Source organism: Shewanella sp. SM73 (assembly GCF_025653795.1).
In the GTDB taxonomy this organism is placed as follows: domain Bacteria; phylum Pseudomonadota; class Gammaproteobacteria; order Enterobacterales; family Shewanellaceae; genus Shewanella; species Shewanella oncorhynchi.
Window position 1 is genome coordinate 22,283 of sequence record NZ_JAKKRY010000009.1, and the last position, 23,520, is coordinate 45,802.

The following is a 23,520-nucleotide window of genomic DNA, read 5'->3' on the forward strand; positions in this document are numbered from 1 at the left end:
GAGGAACAACTGAATAAAAGACAAGATTCTTTAGAGGAAAACATCAAAGATCATAGCGTTACCATATTGCACTAGGATAAAAATATACCAGAGTCGGACATGAGTGGCTAACGTGAAGGGCTAATGTTAAGGGCTGACATACAGCGTCTTTAGCGGACTGTTTAGGCGGCTCATATTAGACTGTTTCACCAGTGTCATTTGTTGCCATTTATTGATCACTCGTGCAATTTCACCGTTATCCATCAATGCCTTAATCGCATGATTAAACTGCTCTAACTGGCTTATCTTGATACTCGCTTTACTGAACATTAAATGAATATGGTTTTGATCTAACACTAACTTAAGTGGTACTAGCTTGATGCGTTGATGCTGGCTGGCGATATAGGGCATAGCTAAGGTATCTCCGACGATCATATCTCCCCTACCGTAGATAAGCATTTGCACAGACTTATCTGAGTCGGGACTTAATACTAACAAGTGCTCCTGCTCTAATCGATATTGAGATTCTTGATAATCTGCACCATACCAACCGCTAGAAGGGACAAGTAGACGCAATTTTTGGGTAAAAATGTCCTCCCATTTATCGATATTAATCTGATCTTTTTGCTCATCGAGTACAAATAAGCGCAGCTCTTCATCCCGGTAATAGGTTGAAAAAAGAGCATAGTTTTGACGTTCATCCGTCATAGTCGCTCCCATCAACACATCTAACTGTCCTGCTCGCAACATCTGATGCGAGCGCTTAGCGGGCACATTAATAAAATGAACTTCACAACCAAGATACACTGCAAATGCCCGCATCAGATCCACATCTAAGCCTTGGGCTTCTCCTTGAGGATCTTGCCAAGCATAGGGAGGCCAATCGTTGTAACCGACTTTAATCGTGTTCTTACAAGGTAAAGAACTATTGACCTGCGACGCACTTACAGCGGGCAAGACTAAAAAAAACATAAATAAGACAGGAACGTATTTAAACCATGGCATAGGCTAAGTTACTTGCCTCTTAAGTTGATGATCCTCTCTTGATTAAGATGAAGTATAACGATTCAGCGTCAGACTTCCGCGAGGGAGTTCTACCTCAGTAAGCGTAGTTGTCACTTAGATAGCGCGCCATAAACACCGGCGAGATCACAGTAATTAGCCTAAAAAAGGGCGAGGAATTATAACAAAAAAGCACAACAGCCAAGAGTGAGATCTAAACGACTCACTATGCTGCGATAAAGGCTAAGCCTGAACGCAGGGGATAAAATAAAGTTTTATAAATTTAAATCAGACACTTATAAATAATAGCAACAACTTTAGTGGGATCCCCCATATCGACTTGTAACCAAACTATGTGTGTCCCCCCCAATTCCTCCCCCTGAGCCGTGGCGGACTCTTTAGCTTCATCAAGCCGGTTTTCATGGCGGCTCACCCCAGTGACTAAAGCAAAACTATCGCAGTGGGTAACTTCAAAATCGTAGGCCACGTTAATGCGACGATATAGTTCATGCTGCTTGGTCGCACATCCAGATATTAAAACGCAAAAACATGTACTTAACAGAAAAAATTTAGACAAATCAATTAACCCACAGATTAAACACGCGGGTGAACATAACTAATTGCAATCGATAAAATTGTGAACAATGTCACATATAAGAAACCAAGGATAATACAGAAAGTTACAAATATTAATTAAATATCATGTAGTTAACTAAGGGTTGTTTTATGTTCACTGGTAACACAAGCTCATCAATTCCTCACCATAAAACTCACACTTGTAAAAAAAGGGAGCCAAGCTCCCTTCCTACTTTTACGCCATGTTATTCCACTGCTAGGCAGACATCAGTAGGGCTAAAGCCCTTAAGCTAATATTTTGAATAAATGCACTTTTAATGCAGCAAAATCTGCCGCTAATTCCGCGGATAAGATGGGCTTACTCGCAACAGCTTCAAGCTCAGGCGGCAAGGGTAAGTTAAGCGTTAACTCTCTATCCACAACATCCTTAAATTTAGCGGGATGGGCAGTCCCCAAAAATATGCCCACTTCATCGGGCACTAAGGTTAAAGATAAGGCCTTAGCCGCAATCGCCGCGTGGGGCTCAGACACATAACCTTGAGCGTGTAACTCGGCTAATGCCTGTGACGTTTGTTCCTCCGATAAACGAATACCCACTAGGCTACTCAGTGGCCAGCCTAATTTCTCACAAATGGCTTCCACACGCGGCCAGTTACTGGGCTCACTCACATCCATAGCATTAGACATAGTCGCTTGAGTCGGATTTGGCTGCCATTGGCCATTGTCTAAATAGCGCGGCACAGTATCGTTAGCATTGGTTGCGGCGATAAAGCGTTTAACCGGTAATCCCATGGCTTTAGCGAATAAACCTGCGGTCAAGTTACCAAAGTTACCACTTGGCACCGAAATCACAGGATCGGCTTCATGCCGTTGTTTAGATTGGGCAACCGCTTCAAAGTAATAGCAAATTTGCGCGAGTAAGCGGCTGATGTTGATAGAATTTGCCGAGTTTAAGCTCAAACCATCGCGGACTTCGGGATCATCAAAGGCGCGCTTAACGAGATCTTGGCAGGCATCGAAATCGGACGAGACGGCGACTGTATGGATATTCTTGCCCAACGTCGTGAACATCTTTTCCTGTAGTTCACTGATCTTACCCTTAGGATAGAGCACCACCACATTGACTTTCTCAAGCCCATAGAAGGCATCGGCAACCGCTGCGCCAGTGTCGCCCGAGGTCGCAGTCAGAATGGTTAAGCGCGTGTCGCCCACAAAAGCATTAACGCATTGCGCCATAAAACGCGCCCCAAAATCTTTAAACGCCAGTGTTGGACCGTGGAATAATTCGAGGCAAGCGCGCTGCTCATCGACGGCAACCAAAGGTAAATCAAAGTTAAAGGCACGCTCAACTAATTCATCGACCGCATCTTGGCCTAACTCAGAGGCAAGCCATGCGCCGAGTACTTTTTTACTGCGCTCAACGAATGGTAACGCCAGCAGTCCTTCAATATCGTCTAGTACGGGTATTTGACTAGGAAAGAACAAACCTCTGTCTTTACCTAACCCCAGTTGTACCGCTTCTTTAAAGCTCACTTTCTGCGAAGGGTGTTTTAAATTATATAGTTCCATGCTCAACTCAACCTTTTGATGCTAAACCTTAAATGCTAATTTGGGGTACTTAGTCTTAGCTAAATTAACTATTAATCGACTCTACGCGTGCCTTGCTCATCGAGGCGACACACGTGGGCAAAGCCACCCACCTCGGTGAGATAATGCGCCTCTAACCAAGCTTTAGCGGTATTTGCCGTGGCTAAATCATCGGTAATCGAAAACAGCGTTGGGCCGCTGCCCGAAATCCCCGTAGTCAACATGCCTAAATCGGCTAAAGCGGCTCTGGCCTTGTCGTAACCCGGAATCGCGGCGGCGCGATAGGGCTCGGCTAACACATCCTTTAATACGCTGATCGCAAGCTTGGCATTCTGCTGGTAAGACGCATGAACAAAGGCGCTTAAATAACGGCCAAAATCGATAGTGACACTTTTATCATATTGATCTGGCATGAGTTTGCGCATCATTGCCGTTGAAAGTGAAATCCCAGGATAGGCCACAACCCAATACCATTCTTTAAAGCTGGGTATTGCTTCGCAAACTGTACCCGGCACATTGAGCATCAATTGCATGCCGCCCAAGTAACAAGGAGCGACGTTGTCATAATGCACACTGCCGCTGATCTTCCCTTCAAACTCGCCCATCAGTTCCAGCAGTGCTTGCTCGTTATAGGGTCTATCAAAATGTTCATTCAAGGCATATAACGCCGCCACGACAGAGCTGGCACTCGACCCTAACCCACTACCGACGGGCAGGTTCTTTTCCAGTGTGAGTGCCACGCCTTCATCTGCTTTACCCTGCGCAGTTAAAAACTCCTTACTCATGGCTGTTAAGAAGAATTCGGCACATTGGTACACTATATTGTCTTTCGGATTTTCAGGCAGTTTATGGGCCCAAGCACCAGTCTGCGCCAAACTCACACCCGACGCTGCCGCGGCGATAGTCACTCTGTCGCCCAGTAAACTACCATCAATCGGCGCTAATGCTGCACCGAGTAAATCAAATCCGACGCCCACATTACCCATAGAGGCTGGAGCGTAAACGGTCAAACTCATACACTCACCTCACGAGTCCAATTCAAGGTTCTTAATACATCGGCAAAGGCACCAGCAGCGGTCACTTCAGTCCCTGCGCCATAGCCGCGTAGCACAAAGGGAATGGGCTGATAATAGCGGCTATAGAACGCCAAGGCATTTTCACCGCCTTTAACGCTATAAAGCGGATCCTGTGCATCCACTTCGGCGATACGCACACGGCACACACCATCCTCAATTTGCCCAACATAACGCAACACTTTACCTTGAGCTTTGGCCTGCGCCACTTTTGCGGCAATTGCAGCATCAACTTGCGGTAATCGTGCCATAAAGCTTTCAACATCACCTGAATCATCAAACTCGGCTGGCAATACAGATTCAACCTGCACATCACTGAGATCTAACTTTAGTCCCACTTCACGGGCAAGAATGAGCACCTTACGCGCCACATCCATACCACTCAAATCATCACGGGGATCGGGCTCAGTAAAACATTTTTCCCGTGCCAGACCAGTCGCTTCAGAAAGCGTCATACCTTCATCGAGCATGCCGAAGATAAAGGATAAAGAGCCCGATAAAATACCGTTAAATTTATGCAGTTTGTCACCCGCAAATAACAGTTTTTTCAGGTTATCGATCACAGGTAAACCCGCACCGACTGTGGTTTCGTATAAGAATTGGCGACGCTGTTTTAATGCCGTTTGGCGCAGTGCTTGATAATAAGCATAATCGCGAGTGTTCGACTTTTTATTGGGCGTGACCACATGCAAACCAGAGTTCATCACATCCAAATACAGATCCGATACTTGCTCGCTCGAAGTGCAATCCACCAGCACAGGATTCAGTAATTGTTGCTCTTTCACCCATGCAAGTAACGCTGGAATATCACAGGCTTGCTGACTATCGGAAAGCAAACTAGACCAGTTGCTTAAATCGATGCCCGCACTGTCGAGTAACATCTTGTTCGAATTCACTATACCGCAAACACGGATACTGATGTGCTGCTCTTTAAGCATGGCGGACTGTTGTTTTATCTGCTCAAGCAGGCCAGCCCCCACATTGCCGCAACCCACTAAAAACACATCTAAATACTGCTGCACATCGAAAAAGCCTTGATGACAAGCCGCCACCGCATGCTTAGTCTTACGCTGCTCGATCACAGTCGAAATCGAGCGCTCGGACGAACCTTGGGCGATGGCGATAATGTTCACGCTCGCCTGCGCTAACGCTTGGAAGAAACGCGCTGCCACGCCTTTGTGGGTGCGCATGCCATCACCAATCAAAGAAACGATGGCGAGCTCATGACGCATAGCAATAGGTTCAAGCAAGTCACTTTTTATTTCTAATTCAAACTCTTGCTCTAAGGCCCATTTCACTTTGGCCGAGTCAGACGTCGCCACACAGAAGCTAATACTGTATTCAGAGGAGCTTTGGGTGATTAAAGACACAGACACGCCGCTGCGGGAAATCGCCGCGAGAGTACGGCTCGCCATGCCAACCATGCCTTTCATGCCTGGGCCTGATATATCAAACATGGTCTGGTTATCTAAATTGGAGATAGCTTTAACCTGTAAGCCCGTTTCATCGGCTTGGTTTGATACCAGAGTACCGGGCGCATCGGGGTTAAAACTGTTTTTGATATAACAGGGAATATGGAACTGGGCGATGGGCGCAATCGTCTTAGGATGCAGCACCTTAGCGCCAAAATAGGAGAGTTCCATCGCCTCTTGATAGCTGAGTTGTGACAACAACTTAGCGTCGGCAACCACCCGGGGATCTGTATTATAAACACCATCAACATCGGTCCAGATTTCACAACTTGAAGCATCTAAACAGGCGGCAAGTACGGCAGCAGAATAGTCAGAACCATTACGGCCTAACGTCACCACTTTGCCCTGTTCATCGCCGGCGGTGAAACCCGGCATTACCCATACGCGTTTTTCACCTAATGCCAACGCACGAAACCTTGGCTTACTCACAGCGATATCGACCACGGATTCTAACGGCCGACCACGACCCAGAAACAAGACGCGCGGATCGAGTTGAGCAGACGTGATCCCCTTAGATAGCATCACTTGTTCCATCAAGGCTGCAGATAAACGCTCACCTGCCACCACGATTTCAGCACGTATGCCATCGGGACACTCTTGCAGTAAGCTAATGCCACGTAATCTATCCTGCCAAATCACCAGCTGCGCATTAAGTCCAGAAAAGAGCTGTTCACTCTGCTCACTCGACAACATTGAAGTAACTGCATCTTGGTATAGCGAGGTAAATACCCGCTCAACATGCTGCAGCACAGACGAATAATCTTCACCTTTAACTGCTACATCAACCATTTCTAGTAACGCATTTGTCACAGTCGCTGGGGCCGATAGCACTGTGGCTATGGGTTCAAGCTTAGATGACTTAGCAACGATATCCGCCGCCATCGAGAATCGCTGCCAATTTGCAAGCGAGGTACCACCAAATTTCATTACTTTCATCTTGTTCTCCTGTACCGCGCCCGACTTAGAAATAAGAGCTAGAAACAAAAAAGCCCGCTTCTTTGTGGGAAGCGGGCTCATCGTTAAAATTCTTTAGGGTGTATCAGCCCGCCCCCACTGTTGTTGTAGTGGTGGTTGTAATAATGGTAGTTACTACGAAACCTAGGCTATGCATGTGTTTGGGCTAATCCATGTTAATTTCTTGATAAACAGAATTGCTTTTTTTACCCGCGCTTGTCAACCCCTAAAATGGATTATTTATAGGCAAATATTAACGCTCGATAAAATACTGCATCAAGATTCGTTAATATGAAGTTTTCTAGGGGTAAAAATGCGATTTACGCAATAGATAACTGTTAACGTCAACGTAATGCGGCACGAAAACCATTAGATAATCACTTGTTTTTAATATAATTATTTATAATACATTTTCAAGTAATGCGTTATTTGTTCTAACTCATCACTCAGGCTAAATTGACAGGCTAACGAGCAAAAATCACATTACTCATCCTTTCTACCGTAAAGCACCGACAAATTTGCCTAAAAAAAACCTGTGCGATATCTAACATAAGCCACTTCAAATTATCGCCAGCACTAAAAAAGCACGTTATTATGCGCGCACATTACGAATTGGAGGCGATATGAAGATCACTCAACACAGCGCGGTAACCATTCATTACCGTTTATCAGATCAAGAAGGCAGACTATTAGAAGACTCTTTCGACTCTGAACCTATGCTATATCTACACGGCACTGAAAACCTGATCCCAGGTTTAGAAGCCGCATTAGATGGTAAAAGCAAAGGCGAAAAACTCGATGTCACTATTAGCGCCGAAGAAGCCTATGGGCCTTATCACGATGGCCTACGTCAAGCCGTGCCATTAGAAGCCTTTGGTGATATCGAAGATATCGTCCCAGGTATGCGCTTCATCGCTGAAACTGAAATGGGTCAGCGCCCAGTTCAAGTCATGGAAGTGAAAGACGATGTGGTTATCGTCGATGGCAACCATCCTTTAGCGGGCCAATCGCTCAATTTCAGCGTCGAAATCGTTGACGTTCGTGAAGCCTCAGCCGAAGAAATCGCTCATGGCCACATTCATGCCCAAGGTGGTTGTGGAAGCCATGGACATGATCACGACCACGGCGGTGGATGCTGTGGCGGTTCAGGTAAACAAGAAGCGGGCGGCTGTTGTGGTGGTGGTTCAGACCACGATCATGGACACCACCATGAAGAACACGAAGCCTGCGACACACCTAAAACAGGCTGTGACGGCAATGGCGGCTGTGGTTGCCGCGGCTAAACAAAGCCTGATACCAGAAGTTAAACGAGAAGTTGTTTATCCGTAAGTGATTAAACTGCCATGGTTTAACCTTTTAAAATGCACGCCCTTAATTTAAGGTCGTGCATTTTTTATACACAAGCGTTTATAATATTCGTAATAGATAAATAACTGACTGGTAAATTGAAGTATTCAAATTTTATATGAATATTTTCAATTAGATATTGATATCAACCTAAGTTAAGCGACGGAGTGCTTATGTTAACCAAACCACTTTACGAAATTTTGCCTTTTGGCTACATGGCGCTCGGTAGTTCGAGTTTTATTGCACTCGACATCAACTATGCCTTGATAGCGGCAACTGTGGTATTTGTATTAGGTGCGAGGATCTACGTTATGCGTTCTCAAAACCGTCGAACAGACTCGGCTAAGCGGCGTAAATCGGGTTATCTTCCCGAGATAATTTATAACTTTCTACCTTTTATCTATCTCTTAGCGGCGCTGGCTATCTTTAAATTCCTTCCCAAGGATCTTTACCCAATTCTGGCTATCTGTTTACTCAGCTACGGCTTATACATTCTGGTTCGTCGTTCCCTCTATCGTCGTCATAAGCTTCCCATCACGCCTTAAGGCTTAGTTCTATTCACCACAGTAGGAGCAGATGATATTCACAAGAGTTGTATCCACATGAACACTAACCAATTAATTTTTGAACTTTCGCCCTATGCTCAGAAGACATATTCTTCAAATAATTAGAACAACGTGTAATCGTTGCAATACTGACTTCATATTCCGCAGCGATATGCCTTTGACTCATTTCCCCGTCTAGCAGCAATTGAAAGACCTTCAAACGTCCGGCAACGGCACTACGTTCTTCTTCGGTTAACAGTAAATGAAACAACACAGAAAGATCTTCATAATTGCTGTGGCTCAAAATTTTTTCTAATACTAGATCCCAGTTAGCTCGCATAATCACCCTCATAAGTACTGTTCAAGCATTACATTAGCAGTCTAACAGATTTCGCCTACATACAAATAAATTGTTACGTTTAGCCGTCTTATCCAGACAAAAACTGACAAAATTGCTTCTAGTACATCAAGTTAATTTGTGTACAATAGGAGTGCAATGTCACACTTCGACGCTAATTTGTGAGAATACGATGAAAAAATTACTACTTACTCTCGTTGCCAGTACCTTATTGGCTTCAACTGCTCAAGCACACAATTTCGAAGACTCTAAAGATGCAATTGAATACCGCCAATCTGCATTTGGTCTTATTGCTTATAACTTCGGCGATATGGCTGCCATGATGAAAGGTAAAAAACCTTTCGAAGCAGAAACCTTCGCAATGCGCGCAACGAATGTTGCTGCATTATCCAAAATTCCTTTCGAAGGTTTTATTGATGGCTCAGACAAAGGTGATACCGAAGCCCTAGCCAAAGTTTGGCAAGACAGAGCTGATTTTGATGCAAAAATGAAAACCTTCCAAGAGAATGCTGCCATTCTGGCTACTGTAGCTCAAAAAGGTAATCAAGCTGAAATCAAACAAGCCTTTATGGACACAGGAAAAAGCTGTAAAAGTTGTCACGACATTTATAAGAAAGATTAATTTGACGTTGTTTTTCCCATCAAAAAGCCTGCTAAATAGCAGGCTTTTTGTTGTTCCCAAACTGAGTATAAATCTACAGAACTTGCACTATTGGCCACATTAAATAGCCAAAGACCACAGCAGCGCATACTGTGAACAGCACTAAAGCAAGCCACTCAGACTTGAATCGAAGCTCGCTCTTCGCACTTGATGAAAAAGCAACCTTCGAGACTTTCTTGTAACCACTGACCATAGCACCAACTAACTTATCCCCTTTCATGGCATGAATAATCACAGCCAGTATATGAATGGCACTCAGCAAGAGAATAAGGTTAAAGTTCGTTTTGTGTAACCAAGTCAAAAACCCACTGGTATCTGAACTGACATAGCTATATAGCGGACCTTCGGTAAAAATATCATCGGTCGCAAAAAGGCCTGTAACTAATTGAAGGCTAATGATCCCAATCAACGCGATGACCATATAGCCACCGATAGGATTGTGTCCAAGTACCACAGACATCCCTTTAGTTCGAATCGATCTCAAGTAATCGAGTACAACTTTGGGGTGATGAACAAAGTGGCTAAACCTTGCCGTATCGCTACCAATGAGCCCCCAGAGGATCCTAAATCCAATAAGGATCAGCAAACTATAAGCAAAAATTTGATGCCACTGCATTTCTCCCGCATCGGCACTCCACCATAAAAGTGCCAACAGACACACCATGCCCCAATGGAAAATTCGCGTGGGTAAATCCCAGATCTTAATTTTAACGTGTTCAGTATTCATAAAATGGGCAAACTCAAAGTGACCGAATGGAATAAGTAGAAGTATTTTATCGGGATTCGGGATGAAACTTAAAGTAAATATAAGTAAATAAGGGCAAAGACTGCGGAGTTATCCCATCGAATATGGGCCCATTTAGCTGGCAATACAAGACTTTTCGGCCAAGAATTATTGATATTTGTCTAAGTGATCAAATATCCAACGAACAGTATCTAATGGACATAAAAACGTGATCTACATCTCGTTTTATAGTGCGAACCTTGGTAATCTGAAATCCAAGGAAACAACAGAAGGTTCGAAATATGCTAAAGATTACTAGCAAGCAACTTGAAGTCACATCTCCTATTCGCGAACGTATTGAAAGCCGTTTTGAAAAACTTTCAAGGCATGATGTGCAAATGATAAATCCCCATGTAATCATTACGGAGGAGAAACCTGGTTTCAAAATTGAAGCATCGGTTGGCATCCCAAATGGAGAACTCTTCGCTCAAGCAAAACATGAAAATTTATATACTGCGATTAACGCTATGGGCCAAAAATTAGAGAAGCAGCTCAATCGCATAACACACAAACCTGAAGCTCAACGCTCCACATCACTAACACCGACTAATAATGTTATTGAAATTGACGACGAGTACGAGGAGGAAGATGCGGCATAATTTAAATCTGGTGAGTGCGAGAAACGCATTACTTTGAGAGCAATAAAGTAGAAATATTTAATCAGATCACAGTTTTTACAAAAGCTTAGTGCAATCATTTTAATGATAAAAAAAAACAGTTCTTTTGACTAAATACCTACTACACTTTACAAAGTGACAGCAATAATCGAAGTGGTGCGGATTTAAATCGTTTCAAATGTTGATTTACTTTAAATTTTGATTTACAAATATTGATTAACAGATCTTAAGTTCTAAGTAACGTTACTGGATATAACTAAGGAGCACTACTAATCTAAGCCTTATAGTTTTAAGCACTAAGGTTTACTGTTAATGATTAATTTTACTTATAATTTCTACGTTTAAAAGTTCAACTTTTATTTTCAACTAGGTTCCACTTTCAATAGCAAGTTTGGAAAGGAGGCAACACAAGAGCGAACAATTTGATTTTAGAAACAATCAAGTATGTTGGCATTCACTAAAAGCAGTACTCAATTTTGACCCAATATCAGGATGACCACCAGAAACAGGCGGCATTGCTGAATACCAGAGTTAACATAAGGAGCCGAGTACAGTACAACGAGTACATTAGCAAAACCTTTAACTATCAAATTTTTTATATCCACAATGGAGGCCCAGGTAAACATAAACAAAAGTCACATTAACAAAAGCTACATGAATAAAAGCGTTTATTGTAAAACGGGTCAGCACCAATACGTGCTAAACACTGAGATAAATGAGGTAACAACTGTCACGTTTAGTTAGATGTAGATTAGTTATATGAAGAGAGTCATATTTACACTGATATGTTAGTTAGCGTTTTTAGCGTGTGATTTAATGTAAGTGTTTAATGTAAGTGTTTAATGTAAGTGTTTAATGTAAGTGCAATACGTTGGTTTGATTGAAAGTTATTAGTTTACTTAGTGTTATTTGTATAGTAAAAACTGTAAATCGTATAAATATTTATTTATGTAATGTGTTAACTTTTACCGTTAGTTGAGTTTTGATACTTTATAGACACCTTAAATAACGTTTAATTATCAACTAAAAAGGAGGGCATCTAGACTTGACGAAAAATGTAATAACAGTAAATGAGAGTTTGTTATACGCTCCATGTATTAACACGTTAGGTTTTAAAGTAAAAAGTAATAACGTAAGTAGCAAGACCTAAACGTATGACAAGGCTAAGCTGTTTTTACAGCAATATGTACCTAGTACAACTAATGAGCCGTAAATCGTTTATTTTAAATGTTCGTTTTGTTAGTTTTAGTTTTTAATGTTATAGATCCATGTAAGTGTTAATTGTTAAAATATAAGTGCAAGACATGTCAACGTAAGTTTGCTGGTACTGCAAAACAGCATAGTTTCAATGTTATACGCTATGCCGCATAAAGTACTTGTTAATGTTCATTGTAAATACAAGTTGTTAACGTTTTACTGTTACACGTAAATGTAAGATAAACGAGTGTTTTACCTTGTCCCACACTGACCATAAGGAGGATAAACTCGCTTGACCATATATACATACTTGAACCAAACCAGCGCACCCTCGGGTGCGCTTTCTTTTTAGATTACCTTTAAGAAAGTTTTGATTGACAGCTAAGCCCTAGCCCTTTAGTTTTAAGACCATGAAAATGATAACAGCAGCTTTTTTTACTTTCTTTTTTACACCCCCCACTCTAGGAGGCGGATTTACTGTGTAAAAACGAAAGTAAAAATCCAAAGCCTCCCAACTGGGAGGCTTTTTTGTCTTAAACGATTGATAAAATACATGGCGGCAATTGAGGTCAGAATGCATACACCACAGCCTTTAAATCAAACCCGAGAGCAGATCACCCATCTGGATAATGAACTGCTGGCATTACTCGCAGAGCGCCGTCGCTTAAGTTTAGAAGTAGCCCGTAGCAAAGAAGTGGATGTCAGACCCATCAGAGATACTCAAAGGGAAAAAGAACTGCTCGCTCGACTCGTGAAAGAAGGCAGAGAGAAAGGATTAGATGCCCACTATGTTATCTCCCTTTACCAGAGCATCATTGAAGATTCAGTATTGAATCAACAAGCTTACCTTCACGGCCGCGCCAATCCAGAGACACAAAAACAACAGTATTGTATCGCTTACCTCGGTGCTAGAGGTTCATACTCTTATCTCGCAGCTACACGCTATTGCCAACGTCGCCAAGTTGAAATGCTGGACTTAGGTTGCCAAAGTTTCGATGAAATAGTGCAAGCCGTTGAGTCTGGACATGCTGATTATGGTTTCCTGCCGATTGAGAACACATCTTCAGGTTCAATCAACGAAGTCTACGACGTGCTACAGCACACCAGTCTGTCGATTGTTGGCGAAACGACGATTGAAGTCAGCCATTGCCTACTAGGAAAAGCTGGCAGTAAATTAGCTGATATCAAAACTGTCTATGCCCACCCTCAACCTATTAGCCAATGCAGCAGATATTTAACTCAACACAAAGACTTGAGACTGGAATACTGCTCAAGCAGCGCAGAAGCAATGGAAAAGGTAAACCAAAGTCCAGATAACAGTGCAGCAGCGATTGGCAGCGCCGAAGGTGGTGCACTCTATCAACTTGAGTCCATAGAAGCAGGTTTAGCTAATCAGAAGATCAACCAAAGTCGCTTTATCGTTGTTGCTCGCAAAGCCGTTGCCGTACCAGAGCAGTTACCCGCTAAGACTACATTGATCATGGCAACAGGCCAAAAAGCCGGTGCTTTAGTGGAAGCCTTACTGGTTCTAAAAGCGCATCAGTTAAACATGAGCAAATTAGAGTCACGCCCGATTCCAGGGACTCCTTGGGAAGAGATGTTCTATTTGGATATCGACGCGAATATCTCCAGTGAATCTATGCAGGCGGGTTTAAAGCAACTCGAGCGGATCACCCGTTTTATCAAAGTATTAGGCTGTTATCCTTGTGAAACAGTCAAGCCCACACAGCTGAGCAACAGCCAGCTACTGATTGAGCCCAGCACCTCTAAGGATCAAGTCATCAGCGAAAATGGTGCTAATGCCAGTCCAGTTCGATATAGCAAAGCCTATAAAGAGCAAGCCAGTGAAATCAACTGTGGCGCAATGACAATCGGTGCAGGGCATGTCGGTGCCATAGCCCAAATCACACTGAATAATGACATTTCACATTTAGCATTATCGGCTTTCGAGCAGCAAGTGAAGCAGCTTAAAGAAGCGGGATTCCAAGCCGTTTTGCTCAGCGCTGTTAATCAACTGACTATGGCAGAAGTGACTCTCGCTAAACTACGCCAAATCCTGCATCAATATGGCCTAGTGTGCATTATTGCCATAGCGCAAGAAGCCGATATGCCATTAGCAGTCCAGCACGCCGATATGTTATTCCTCGCAGGCAAGCAGATGTTTAACCAAACTTTACTGACTCAAGCTGGAACCCTACCGATACCATTAATACTTGAGCGTAACGATATGGCAAGTTTTGAAGAATTACTCACGGCAACAGAAGTCATTTTAAGCCAAGGCAATCAGCAACTGGTTCTGTGTGACTCAGGCATTAGAACCTTAAATAACGCCAATCTACCTTCACTCGATTTAGCGAGTCTGATCCAGATTAAAGCCACGAGCCATTTGCCGATTTTGATCAACCCAAGTTATGCCGTATCAGATGATGCCCTATTGATTCAAACACAAGGTATTAAACAGCTTAAAGTGGATGGATTGATACTCAATTGTCCACTAGCTAGCAGTGATGACCATGAGTCGCTTAACTTAATAAGCGCTGTGGTACGGGAATTATATCGGGCGAACTAACGCTTTGATCTTGATTGATTTAATTTAAAGTGAAATGTGGTTAGTTCGAAGTGTGTTAAGGGATAAATAAGACATCTTTTATCCCTAATTGACTCAGACAAGCCTGCTAGCCAGTGTGATGACTAGCAGGCTTAATATTGTTTAGTATTGCAGCGCAGCGAGCTTTTATGCATTTTAAGAAGAGCCAACAGCACTCGATGGTTCAGTAACGGCATTACTCCTACGGATAAGCCCTGTCATAGTAGAGCCCTGCACTAGAATCGAAAATACGACGACGGCATAGGTCATCACTAACAACAACTCCCGCAGCTCCACACCACCAATAGCATCTATGACGATACCCTCTGGCAAACTCATCGCCATAGCGAGGGCTAATCCTCCCCTTAAGCCACCCCAAATCAAAATCGTCTCTGCATAGGGGTTGTATGACTTAAACAATCGAAAGCCTAAATAAGGTAATAACACACTCATTGCACGCGCCAACAAGACTATTGGTATAGCCACAAACATAAACCACCATAATGGCGCTTTGAAAGTGACTAACAAAAGTAATAAACCAAGCAATAGGAAGAGTAAGGCATTAAAGAAGGATTCAATCAGCGACCAAAAAGTAAATAGTTTCACTCGCTCGTTGCGAGCAAAAAACTTAGGCACACTGAAATTTCCTATGATGATCCCCGCACTCACCATAGCTAAAGGACCTGAAACACCAAGCACATCCGCCATGACATATCCCGCGGTTGGGATCAGCAGGGTAACCAGCATTAATTGCGTTTCTTCCTCGCAGTAGTGGAAAAAATGATGCAATAAAAAGCCAAGTACGCCACCGTAAATAACCCCACCTACCGCCTCACGAATAAATAACTCAGAGATATGGATAAACGTCAGAGGCTCGGTGGAGAAAGCCAATTGCGATATTGCCACAAAAATCACTAACCCTATGCCATCGTTAAATAAAGATTCTCCTTCTACTTGAATCGCAATATCTTCCGGCGCACCCATTTTCTTTAAAATAGCCAAAACAGCGATAGGATCGGTGGGCGAAATCAAGGCGCCGAACAGTAAGCAGTGGCTGAATTGTAGCGGGAGACCTAGCATAGGCGCGAACCAAAATAACAGCCCACCTATAATAAATGTCGACAATAAGGTGCTTATAAAAGCAAGGATTAGGATCTCCCACTTTTGATGCCTCAGTATTTTTAAGCGGATTTGTAATGCGCCGGCAAAGAGTAAAAAACCAAGCATGCCATTGAGCAGTAAAGCTTGAAAATCGAGTTTCTCTAAGCCAGAGACAAAATACACATAAATGTCCCCACCTAAAGCCTTCCCCCCAAGGAGCAACAACAAACTCATTCCTAGGGCAATAGCTGTAATGGCCACAGTTTCCTGCAGTTTATGGACGCGAGAGGAGATAACCGAAGTCACTAGCGCCAACGCGCAGAGGACACACAGAATTTGGTAGCTGGACATAATAGCCTCTAAAAATCATCAATTTAGAGACTCTAGCACAAGTTTAGATTTCTAAACCATCCAATAGACTTAACCACCCTTTAATGATCCTGTGGCAAAACCAAATGATCCCAAAGAGATAAATAGAAAGACTGAGCCAAGTCAATGGAACACAATAGCCGAGCACTAGCAAGCCAAGAAAGGCGAGATTAGAATGCCGTTGCCAACGTAAATGCGACGCCAATAATGGATTACCATGGAATTGGCGTTGGGAAACATTAATGAACAAACTTAGCAGCACAGGAAGTAATAATAAGGGAAAACCCGACATCAAGGCGTACAACAAATGTCCCAGAGTACGGTCTTCAATTTTTGCGGCATAAGTGGTTGTCATTGTCATTGAGAGACTCCAGCCAGACTAATAGACTGGGCGCAAACATCATACGCCCTTGTCATTAACCTTACGTTCTCACTGAGATAAGCGCAACTAAGGATTAGAAATATTTCCATCCATTTAAAAATAAGTCACAAGTAAATGACGCTAATTAGCAGCACGTTAAAGTTTAAGCGTCACGTCGGATGCTAATGTTGTGGAGCAAGCGAGTACAAAACCGGCCTCAATTTCTGCAGCAGTCAGTGTCATCACGCTTGTCGATACCGTTTCTCCCTCCAAGACTTGACACTTACACGCGCCGCAAACGCCCGAACGACAGGCCGCAATAATCGGCAACCCTTCCGCCTCAATTCCCTCCAGCAGACTTTGCCCTTGATTTAGCGTCGTGCTTCGGTCGCCAATAGACAAGGCGAAAGCCACTTCTGGTGGGTTTTCACTCGTTCCATCTGACGAGTTTGCTTGCATAAGCTGACTACGGGCAACTTTCTCGGCCGTGGCAAAACTCTCATGGTATAACCGACTCATATCAAAATTGAGCTCAACCAATAAGGTTTTTACCGCTTGCATATAAGGTTCTGGCCCACAAAGGTAGATAGTACGCTCTGCAAAATCAGGTACTAAGGTTTGTAGCATCTGTGCACTTAACCGCCCGAAATCGAATGCTATCTTTGATGCCCCCCCCAATGTTTCAGTGACAGTCTCAAGTACGTAGCTGAGCTTAAATGCATTAAAACGGTTAGCCATAGTCGCCAATGATGACTTAAAAATAATATCATTCTCTGATCGCGCACTGTGCACAAAGGCAATATCAGCATCAATTTGCGTATCAGTCAGATAACGCGACATAGAGTACATGGGGGTAATACCGCAACCAGCACTCAAAAAAAGGTATTTCTGCGCCGTTATAGCTAACAGATTAGCATCTAACTTTTCAGTCTCTGGCTGTTTATGGCTTAGCCGAGCAATATCAAACAGATTAAATTGCCCCGCGGGCGGCAGCACTCGTACACTCTGGCCGAGTAATAGATTGTCGATAAGATAATTTGATACGAGTCCACCCGCAACGCGCTTAATCGTCACCATCAAGGAATAGGGCCTAGATGGCGATGATGACAAGGTATAACTGCGGCACACTTGCTCGCCATTAATCTCAAGCACAAAGGTCATAAACTGACCGGGTTTATAGTCAAACTTCATCGGCTCGCCCGCTTGAAAACGAAAACTCACGACATCCGAGGTTTCATTCCAGCGTTCGACGCACACTAATTGATTAACACTTCCGGGTTTATGGGGCGAAACCGATAATGCCCGCGTTCCCGCTATCACACTCATGTTCATAGCATTTACCCACAAAACACTGCGGTCTCAGTAAACAAGCCAAAACCGCAGTTCAGCAACAATTCTTGGTTGATTTAAGCCACGTTTAACATATTTTTTAAATCGGCTTCGACTGTCGTGGTATTACGCAAGCCAAACTTATCTTCCAAAATTTTGGCTAAATTGGCCGTCAGGAACGCAGGTGGCGTCGGGCCTGTTCGAATATTTTTAACGCCAAGTGACAACAGTGTCAGCAGTACTACAATGGCTTTTTGCTCAAACCAAGAAAGCACTAAGCTCAGAGGTAATTCATTAATATCACATTCAAACACTTCAGCTAATGCAATCGCTAACTGAATCGCTGAATAGGCATCGTTACATTGGCCCACATCGAGCAAACGTGGAATACCGTTAATGTCACCAAATTCGAGCTTATTGAATTTATACTTACCACAGCCTAGCGTCAGGATTATTGAATCCTTAGGTGTGGATTTAGCAAGTTCAGTGAAGTAGCTTCTGTCGGCTTTGTCGCCATCGCAACCGCCAACAAGGAAGAAATGCTTAATCGCACCACTCTTCACATTTTCAACCACGGCGGGCGCTGCGACCATCAAGGCATTACGGGCAAAACCAATAGTGATAGTGTGTGGGATTTCATCATAGATAAAGCCTTCTAAGACTAACGCTTTATCAATGACAGCCGAGAAATCATCTCCTTCGATATGCACCACACCAGGCCAGCCCACTATGCTGCGAGTAAAGATACGATCACTATAACTACCCACATTTGGATCGATAATACAGTTAGATGTCATCACCACAGCGCCAGGGAAATTGGCAAATTCTTGCTGTTGATTCTGCCAAGCACTGCCGTAATTTCCGACAAGATGTGCATATTTTTTAAAGGCTGGATACGCCAGTGCAGGAAGCATTTCACCGTGGGTAAACACATTGATACCCTTGCCTACAGTCTGCTCGAGAATAAGCTCTAAATCCTTCATGTCATGGCCAGAGACTAGTATGGCTTTGCCCTTAACTGACTTAGTGTTGACCACAGTTGGCTCAGGATGACCAAAGGCTTGAGTTTCACCCGCATCCAGCATTGCCATTATGCGGTAGTTCAACTGACCTATGTCCATAGCCGTAGTAAACAGCTTATCGCCATCAACACTCGGCTCACCTAAGAAAGACATAATTTCATGGAAGCGCCCTGCCACATCAGCATCAGTCTGACCCAACACGCGAGCATGCTCCATATAAGCAGCCGCGCCCTTAAGGCCATATAAACACAATAACCTCAATCCCATGATGTCTTCATGAACTTCATGCTTATCTTTATTCAGCAGTGCAATCGGTGCCTGCGCTAGCATTTCAATCTTACTTGTCCCCAGCACTAACTGAGCGACTTGCGGCACTTGCTCAGCAGCAATACCGGCTTGTTCACAAGCCGCTTCGTAAGAAGCTTTTAACTGAGCACGATACTTAGCCGCCTGCTGGGTATAGGCCATAATGCGCTCATCATCGAAGTTGACGTTGGTGAGGGTCGCGAAAAAGGCTTTAGGCACAAAACTATCAATTTCAGCATCGATAATGCCCAGCTCGCGAGCTTTAACCGCATATACAGACACGCCTTGTAGCATGTAAATCAGCAAGTCTTGCAGATCGGACGTTGCCGCCAACTTGCCACACATACCTTGGGAATAACTACAACCATTGCCAGCGGGTGTACGAATGGTTTGCTCACACTGAATACAGAACATGGATAGACTCCTAATTTAAATTCATGCTTTATTTTTGCATGTTTAAAACTAGTCTACCTAAACGTGCCATAAGCGACAGTCATTTCTAAAGTGAGATGCTAAATGTTAGAGAAAGATCACCTTAAGCAATTGCTAATTAATACAATGTGACCTGTTAAAATCCATAAAAAAACGCCCATCAATGATGGGCGTTTTAAAGGGTAACTGTTTATTTATTAATTGGTTTTCATATCATTAACCGATTGCAGCATAATACGACTTTCGCGCTGGAATTGAGGTGCAAAATCCCCAAACCATTTGGCGACACTTTGGAACTGCTTAATAAACTCGTTCCTGTCACCCCGTTTTAGTAGCTCTAACGCTTCACGGTAGTTATCTAAATAATCACCAATAGCATGCTGGCTATCTTGCTGGGCAAAAATAATATCGGCGTAAAGCTCTGGGCTTTGGGCGAATAAGCGCCCTACCATAGCCAATTCTAATCGGTAAATCGGCGAGCTAAATTGCAGTAAAGTATCGATATCAGCCTCTTCCTTACACAGATTCAAACCATACACAAAGGTCGAGAAGTGACGCATTGCCTGCACTAGCTGCATCGCATTGTCGTGACGCTCTGGTTCTGCTTCGACAATCCGCGCGCCCCAAATGGCGATCTGCTCAAGTAACCACTGGTATTTTTCCGGCGAGCGACCATGACACACCACCACGACTTGCTTCGCCAGACTGCCCACATCAGGACCAAACATAGGATGAAAACCAACGACGGGACCAGAATGCGCCTCAAGCATGGCTTTAACTGGCTCAGTCTTGATGGAGGTCAAATCCGCCAGAATGCAGTCGGCTGGTAATTGGGTCAGCTTTTCACGAATAAGCTCGCAAGTAATCGCAATAGGCACTGTCACTAACACCATCCCCGCATCGGCAAATAGGTTATCCGCTTGCTGCCAATCATCTTTATCGAGCAGATTCACTTGGTAGCCGGATAAAGTCAGCATTTGTGAGAACAGTCCACCGAGTTGCCCTTTACCGCCGACAATCACCACAGATCCTAAATCTTTTTTGACTTGTTTAAAGCCTACATCTTTCTCATTAAGGTAAGACTCGCGCATCAAGCGACGCAAAATATCTTCGATCAACTGCGGCTCGATCCCCATAGTTTTTGCTTCTTCACGGCGTTTAGCCAGCATGGCGGCTTCACGCTGAGGTGCATAAATAGGTAAACCGGCGCCGTGTTTCACCGTGCCCACTTGCGCAACGAGATCCAAGCGCTTACGCAGTAAGTGCAGTAATTGCTGATCAACACCATCAATCAGGCCGCGAAGGTGTTCTAATTCGGCCGTTGTTTTTTCATTCATACCTGAGTCCATTAAGCTGTAACCAATTTAAGCGTTAGCTACTTTAAGCATATCGAAACGCGTTGGAAGTATTGAAGATAACTTCGCTGCACCTTCCCGTAAAATGGTTTCTGTTTTTTCCCAATTAATACAAGAATCTGTTACAGAAACACCGTAAGCTAGCTCGCTTAATGGCCTATCACAACTTTGATTGCCTTCATTTAAATGACTTTCTAGCATGACGCCAATAATCGACTTATTGCCGTTATAAATCTGCTCGAACACATCTTCACAGACAGGCTTTTGGCGGCTGTAGTCTTTGGATGAATTGCCATGGCTGCAATCGATGATCAAACGTGCATTGAGTTTGGCTTTATGGAGCTGCGTTTCACACTCTGCCACACTCGCCGCATCATAGTTGGGCGTTGCACCACCGCGTAAAATCACATGGCCATCGGGATTACCTGCAGTTTGCAATAATGCGACTTGGCCCTGTTGGTTTATGCCCATAAATCTGTGGCTACTGGCCGCCGATTTTAGCGCATTAATCGCTACATCGAGCTTACCATCGGTGCCATTTTTAAAGCCCACCGGCATAGACAAACCCGATGCCATTTCCCTATGAGTCTGCGATTCAGTGGTGCGAGCACCAATGGCAGACCAAGTGACAAGCTCAGAAATGTACTGAGGACTGATAGGATCGAGTGCTTCGGTAGCAACTGGCAGTCCTAACTCGGCCAACCAAATCATCAGTTCACGGGCCATTTTCAGGCCTTTTTCGACATCGAAGGATTCATCCATATCGGGATCATTGATCATGCCCTTCCAACCTACCGTAGTACGCGGCTTTTCAAAGTAGACTCGCATTAAGATATAAAACTCATCACTGAGTTCATCGTGCAGAGTTTTAAGCCTTAAAGCGTATTCTTTTGCGGCGGCGATATCATGGATGGAGCATGGCCCGGTGACGATCAATACTCGATTGTCACGCTTATGAACAATATCAGCCACGGTTTTGCGAGCATTGAGGATATAGCGATAAGCATGCTCAGAGAGTGGCAAGGCATTTTTAAGCTCTTGCGGCGTGATTAAGACTTTCTCTGAACTGATGTGTACGTTGTTAATCGTATCTTGTTGCATGCTTACCACCTAAGACTTAGTGTTTAACCCAGTTGTCGAAGCAGGACTTCAAGTCAGCTTGGGTATTCATTTCGGATAAAAAATAGCGTAAATCCATCGCAATGTAATCTTGTAATGCTACACCATTACAAGCAGGCGACCACTATGCCTGTTCATTCTCTTTAGATCAAGTATAAATACTCAAAAAACAGCAACAAAAAACCGCCACTAGGGCGGTTTTCTGTGCGAACACTACGTCTTGTTTTCTGTAGCGGTAACTATTACTTAGTTGCCAGCTTCTCACGGATACGTGCAGATTTACCTGAACGATCACGCAGATAGTACAGTTTGGCGCGACGAACGCGACCACGACGCTTAACTTCAATGCTAGCGATCAGCGGGCTGTGCGTTTGGAAAGCACGCTCAACACCTTCGCCATTAGAGATTTTACGTACTGTGAATGCAGAGTGCAGACCACGGTTACGCTTAGCAATTACAACGCCTTCAAAAGCCTGTAAACGCTCTTTATCGCCTTCTTTAACACGAACCTGAACGACTACTGTATCACCAGCACCAAACGCAGGTACGTCTTGTTTCATTTGCTCATCGTTGAGCATTTTAATGATGTTGTTCATAACTTACTCCGTTCTAGAATTAACTGAGCTACGACTAAGCATGCTTGTCCATTGCTTCAACGAACTGCGCTAATAGAGTCGTTTGTTCGTCAGTCAGAGCTAGATTTTGCAATAATTCTGGCCGTCTAAGTAAAGTCCTACCAAGGCTTTGCTGTAAACGCCAGAGTCTAATTTGTTCGTGGTTGCCACTTAGCAGCACTGCCGGTACGTCAAGACCATCCAAGCTTTCAGGGCGAGTGTAATGTGGACAATCCAGTAAACCGTCGGAGAAAGAATCTTGCTCCGCCGAAGCTTGTTTTCCTAGCACGCCAGGAACCAATCTCGATACTGAATCTATCAGAGTCATCGCCGGTAATTCGCCGCCCGAAAGCACGTAATCCCCTATCGACCACTCTTCATCCACTTCCGTTTGAATGATGCGTTCGTCAATACCTTCGTATCGACCACAGACCAAAATCAAACGTGATGATTGAGCCAACTCAGTGACGCCTTGCTGATCCAGCTTGCGTCCTTGAGGTGACAAATAAATCACCTTCGCACCTTCACCCGCTGCGGCTTTCGCTGCATGGATGGCATCGCGCAAGGGTTGCACCATCATCAACATTCCGGGACCACCGCCGTAAGGCCTGTCATCTACCGTATTATGTCTATCATGGGTGAAATCACGGGGATTCCACGTGTGCAACTCGAGCAGGCCGTTTTTCACGGCTCGACCCGTAACTCCAAAGTCTGTCACGGCACGGAACATCTCTGGGAACAGGGTTATTACCCCTAACCACATCTGTTGTACC

At 44.0% G+C, this 23,520-nt stretch carries 20 protein-coding genes and 1 other annotated feature; of the genes, 5 read left to right on the forward strand and 15 right to left on the reverse strand.

Going from position 1 to position 23,520, the window contains the following annotated elements:
• Positions 1-126 precede the first annotated feature (126 nt).
• From L5M51_RS13535 to thrA, 5 genes are all read right to left on the reverse strand, one after another.
• Positions 127-984, reverse strand: coding sequence for a substrate-binding periplasmic protein (locus L5M51_RS13535; RefSeq protein ID WP_263140441.1), 858 nt, complete (start codon positions 982-984; stop codon positions 127-129).
• A 280-nt stretch (positions 985-1,264) separates the two neighbouring features.
• On the reverse strand, positions 1,265-1,558 hold the full coding sequence (locus tag L5M51_RS13540; protein ID WP_028760793.1) for a hypothetical protein: 294 nt from the start codon (positions 1,556-1,558) through the stop codon (positions 1,265-1,267).
• Positions 1,559-1,842: 284 nt separating this feature from the next.
• Entirely contained in the window at positions 1,843-3,126 is a 1,284-nt protein-coding gene (gene thrC / locus L5M51_RS13545) for a threonine synthase (RefSeq protein WP_168823396.1), read from the reverse strand.
• Between the two features lie 71 nt (positions 3,127-3,197).
• A complete protein-coding gene (gene thrB, locus L5M51_RS13550; protein ID WP_263140443.1) occupies positions 3,198-4,160 on the reverse strand; it encodes a homoserine kinase in 963 nt (320 codons plus the stop codon).
• Positions 4,157-6,625, reverse strand: a complete 2,469-nt coding sequence (gene thrA / locus L5M51_RS13555; protein WP_263173291.1) for a bifunctional aspartate kinase/homoserine dehydrogenase I — start codon at positions 6,623-6,625, stop codon at positions 4,157-4,159. Before thrA ends, thrB begins: the two co-directional genes overlap by 4 nt.
• 641 nt (positions 6,626-7,266) lie before the next feature.
• Here thrA and slyD point away from each other — a divergent pair.
• Both slyD and L5M51_RS13565 read left to right on the forward strand, forming a co-directional pair.
• Positions 7,267-7,926: a peptidylprolyl isomerase gene (slyD, locus tag L5M51_RS13560; protein ID WP_198572123.1), complete on the forward strand. Its 660-nt coding sequence runs from the start codon at positions 7,267-7,269 to the stop codon at positions 7,924-7,926.
• Positions 7,927-8,163: 237 nt separating this feature from the next.
• Positions 8,164-8,535 (forward strand): hypothetical protein, encoded by a 372-nt coding sequence (locus L5M51_RS13565; RefSeq protein ID WP_028760798.1) that lies wholly within the window; start codon positions 8,164-8,166, stop codon positions 8,533-8,535.
• A gap of 64 nt (positions 8,536-8,599) precedes the next feature.
• On the opposite strand, the gene trpR is transcribed toward L5M51_RS13565, so the two are convergent.
• Positions 8,600-8,875 (reverse strand): trp operon repressor, encoded by a 276-nt coding sequence (gene trpR, locus L5M51_RS13570; protein ID WP_028760799.1) that lies wholly within the window; start codon positions 8,873-8,875, stop codon positions 8,600-8,602.
• Between the two features lie 190 nt (positions 8,876-9,065).
• Between trpR and L5M51_RS13575 the strand changes: the two genes are divergently transcribed.
• Entirely contained in the window at positions 9,066-9,515 is a 450-nt protein-coding gene (locus L5M51_RS13575; protein ID WP_028760800.1) for a c-type cytochrome, read from the forward strand.
• Positions 9,516-9,588: 73 nt separating this feature from the next.
• On the opposite strand, the gene L5M51_RS13580 is transcribed toward L5M51_RS13575, so the two are convergent.
• Positions 9,589-10,281, reverse strand: a complete 693-nt coding sequence (locus L5M51_RS13580; RefSeq protein ID WP_263173294.1) for a cytochrome b/b6 domain-containing protein — start codon at positions 10,279-10,281, stop codon at positions 9,589-9,591.
• A gap of 299 nt (positions 10,282-10,580) precedes the next feature.
• Between L5M51_RS13580 and hpf the strand changes: the two genes are divergently transcribed.
• Together hpf and L5M51_RS13590 are read left to right on the forward strand one after the other, a co-directional pair.
• The gene (gene hpf / locus L5M51_RS13585) at positions 10,581-10,937 is read left to right on the forward strand and encodes a ribosome hibernation-promoting factor, HPF/YfiA family (protein ID WP_028760802.1); all 357 of its coding nucleotides are present in this window, start codon (positions 10,581-10,583) and stop codon (positions 10,935-10,937) included.
• Between the two features lie 1,630 nt (positions 10,938-12,567).
• Positions 12,568-12,685, forward strand: a sequence feature (Phe leader region).
• Between the two features lie 41 nt (positions 12,686-12,726).
• Positions 12,727-14,721 carry a chorismate mutase gene (locus L5M51_RS13590; protein WP_263173298.1) on the forward strand — a complete coding sequence of 665 codons (1,995 nt, stop codon included), beginning with the start codon at positions 12,727-12,729 and terminating at the stop codon, positions 14,719-14,721.
• Positions 14,722-14,895: 174 nt separating this feature from the next.
• Here L5M51_RS13590 and L5M51_RS13595 read toward each other — a convergent pair whose 3' ends face one another.
• The 8 genes from L5M51_RS13595 to trmD all read right to left on the reverse strand — a co-directional run bounded on the left by L5M51_RS13595 (position 14,896) and on the right by trmD (position 23,510).
• Complete coding sequence (locus L5M51_RS13595; protein ID WP_263173300.1) at positions 14,896-16,191, reverse strand: cation:proton antiporter; 1,296 nt, start codon at positions 16,189-16,191, stop codon at positions 14,896-14,898.
• Positions 16,192-16,234: 43 nt separating this feature from the next.
• On the reverse strand, positions 16,235-16,570 hold the full coding sequence (locus L5M51_RS13600; protein ID WP_105249849.1) for a hypothetical protein: 336 nt from the start codon (positions 16,568-16,570) through the stop codon (positions 16,235-16,237).
• Between the two features lie 156 nt (positions 16,571-16,726).
• The gene (locus L5M51_RS13605) at positions 16,727-17,902 is read right to left on the reverse strand and encodes a hybrid-cluster NAD(P)-dependent oxidoreductase (protein ID WP_263173303.1); all 1,176 of its coding nucleotides are present in this window, start codon (positions 17,900-17,902) and stop codon (positions 16,727-16,729) included.
• Positions 17,903-17,976: 74 nt separating this feature from the next.
• On the reverse strand, positions 17,977-19,641 hold the full coding sequence (hcp, locus tag L5M51_RS13610) for a hydroxylamine reductase (protein WP_263173305.1): 1,665 nt from the start codon (positions 19,639-19,641) through the stop codon (positions 17,977-17,979).
• Positions 19,642-19,856: 215 nt separating this feature from the next.
• A complete protein-coding gene (gene tyrA, locus L5M51_RS13615) occupies positions 19,857-20,996 on the reverse strand; it encodes a bifunctional chorismate mutase/prephenate dehydrogenase (RefSeq protein ID WP_113940659.1) in 1,140 nt (379 codons plus the stop codon).
• Positions 20,997-21,023: 27 nt separating this feature from the next.
• The gene (locus tag L5M51_RS13620) at positions 21,024-22,115 is read right to left on the reverse strand and encodes a 3-deoxy-7-phosphoheptulonate synthase (protein WP_113940660.1); all 1,092 of its coding nucleotides are present in this window, start codon (positions 22,113-22,115) and stop codon (positions 21,024-21,026) included.
• Positions 22,116-22,375: 260 nt separating this feature from the next.
• A complete protein-coding gene (rplS, locus tag L5M51_RS13625) occupies positions 22,376-22,729 on the reverse strand; it encodes a 50S ribosomal protein L19 (protein ID WP_006080791.1) in 354 nt (117 codons plus the stop codon).
• A 34-nt stretch (positions 22,730-22,763) separates the two neighbouring features.
• Complete coding sequence (trmD, locus tag L5M51_RS13630; RefSeq protein ID WP_263140465.1) at positions 22,764-23,510, reverse strand: tRNA (guanosine(37)-N1)-methyltransferase TrmD; 747 nt, start codon at positions 23,508-23,510, stop codon at positions 22,764-22,766.
• Positions 23,511-23,520: the final 10 nt, after the last annotated feature.

Coding starts and splice junctions, on each gene's coding strand:
- L5M51_RS13595 (WP_263173300.1), bottom strand. CDS start 16,191: ATGTCCAGCTACCAAATTCTGTGTGTCCTCTGCGCGTTGGCGCTAGTG.
- hcp (WP_263173305.1), bottom strand. CDS start 19,641: ATGTTCTGTATTCAGTGTGAGCAAACCATTCGTACACCCGCTGGCAAT.
- hpf (WP_028760802.1), top strand. CDS start 10,581: ATGCTAAAGATTACTAGCAAGCAACTTGAAGTCACATCTCCTATTCGC.
- thrA (WP_263173291.1), bottom strand. CDS start 6,625: ATGAAAGTAATGAAATTTGGTGGTACCTCGCTTGCAAATTGGCAGCGA.
- rplS (WP_006080791.1), bottom strand. CDS start 22,729: ATGAACAACATCATTAAAATGCTCAACGATGAGCAAATGAAACAAGAC.
- tyrA (WP_113940659.1), bottom strand. CDS start 20,996: ATGAATGAAAAAACAACGGCCGAATTAGAACACCTTCGCGGCCTGATT.
- L5M51_RS13620 (WP_113940660.1), bottom strand. CDS start 22,115: ATGCAACAAGATACGATTAACAACGTACACATCAGTTCAGAGAAAGTC.
- thrB (WP_263140443.1), bottom strand. CDS start 4,160: ATGAGTTTGACCGTTTACGCTCCAGCCTCTATGGGTAATGTGGGCGTC.
- trpR (WP_028760799.1), bottom strand. CDS start 8,875: ATGCGAGCTAACTGGGATCTAGTATTAGAAAAAATTTTGAGCCACAGC.
- L5M51_RS13565 (WP_028760798.1), top strand. CDS start 8,164: ATGTTAACCAAACCACTTTACGAAATTTTGCCTTTTGGCTACATGGCG.
- trmD (WP_263140465.1), bottom strand. CDS start 23,510: ATGTGGTTAGGGGTAATAACCCTGTTCCCAGAGATGTTCCGTGCCGTG.
- L5M51_RS13575 (WP_028760800.1), top strand. CDS start 9,066: ATGAAAAAATTACTACTTACTCTCGTTGCCAGTACCTTATTGGCTTCA.
- thrC (WP_168823396.1), bottom strand. CDS start 3,126: ATGGAACTATATAATTTAAAACACCCTTCGCAGAAAGTGAGCTTTAAA.
- L5M51_RS13580 (WP_263173294.1), bottom strand. CDS start 10,281: ATGAATACTGAACACGTTAAAATTAAGATCTGGGATTTACCCACGCGA.
- L5M51_RS13605 (WP_263173303.1), bottom strand. CDS start 17,902: ATGAACATGAGTGTGATAGCGGGAACGCGGGCATTATCGGTTTCGCCC.
- slyD (WP_198572123.1), top strand. CDS start 7,267: ATGAAGATCACTCAACACAGCGCGGTAACCATTCATTACCGTTTATCA.
- L5M51_RS13535 (WP_263140441.1), bottom strand. CDS start 984: ATGCCATGGTTTAAATACGTTCCTGTCTTATTTATGTTTTTTTTAGTC.
- L5M51_RS13590 (WP_263173298.1), top strand. CDS start 12,727: ATGCATACACCACAGCCTTTAAATCAAACCCGAGAGCAGATCACCCAT.
- L5M51_RS13600 (WP_105249849.1), bottom strand. CDS start 16,570: ATGACAATGACAACCACTTATGCCGCAAAAATTGAAGACCGTACTCTG.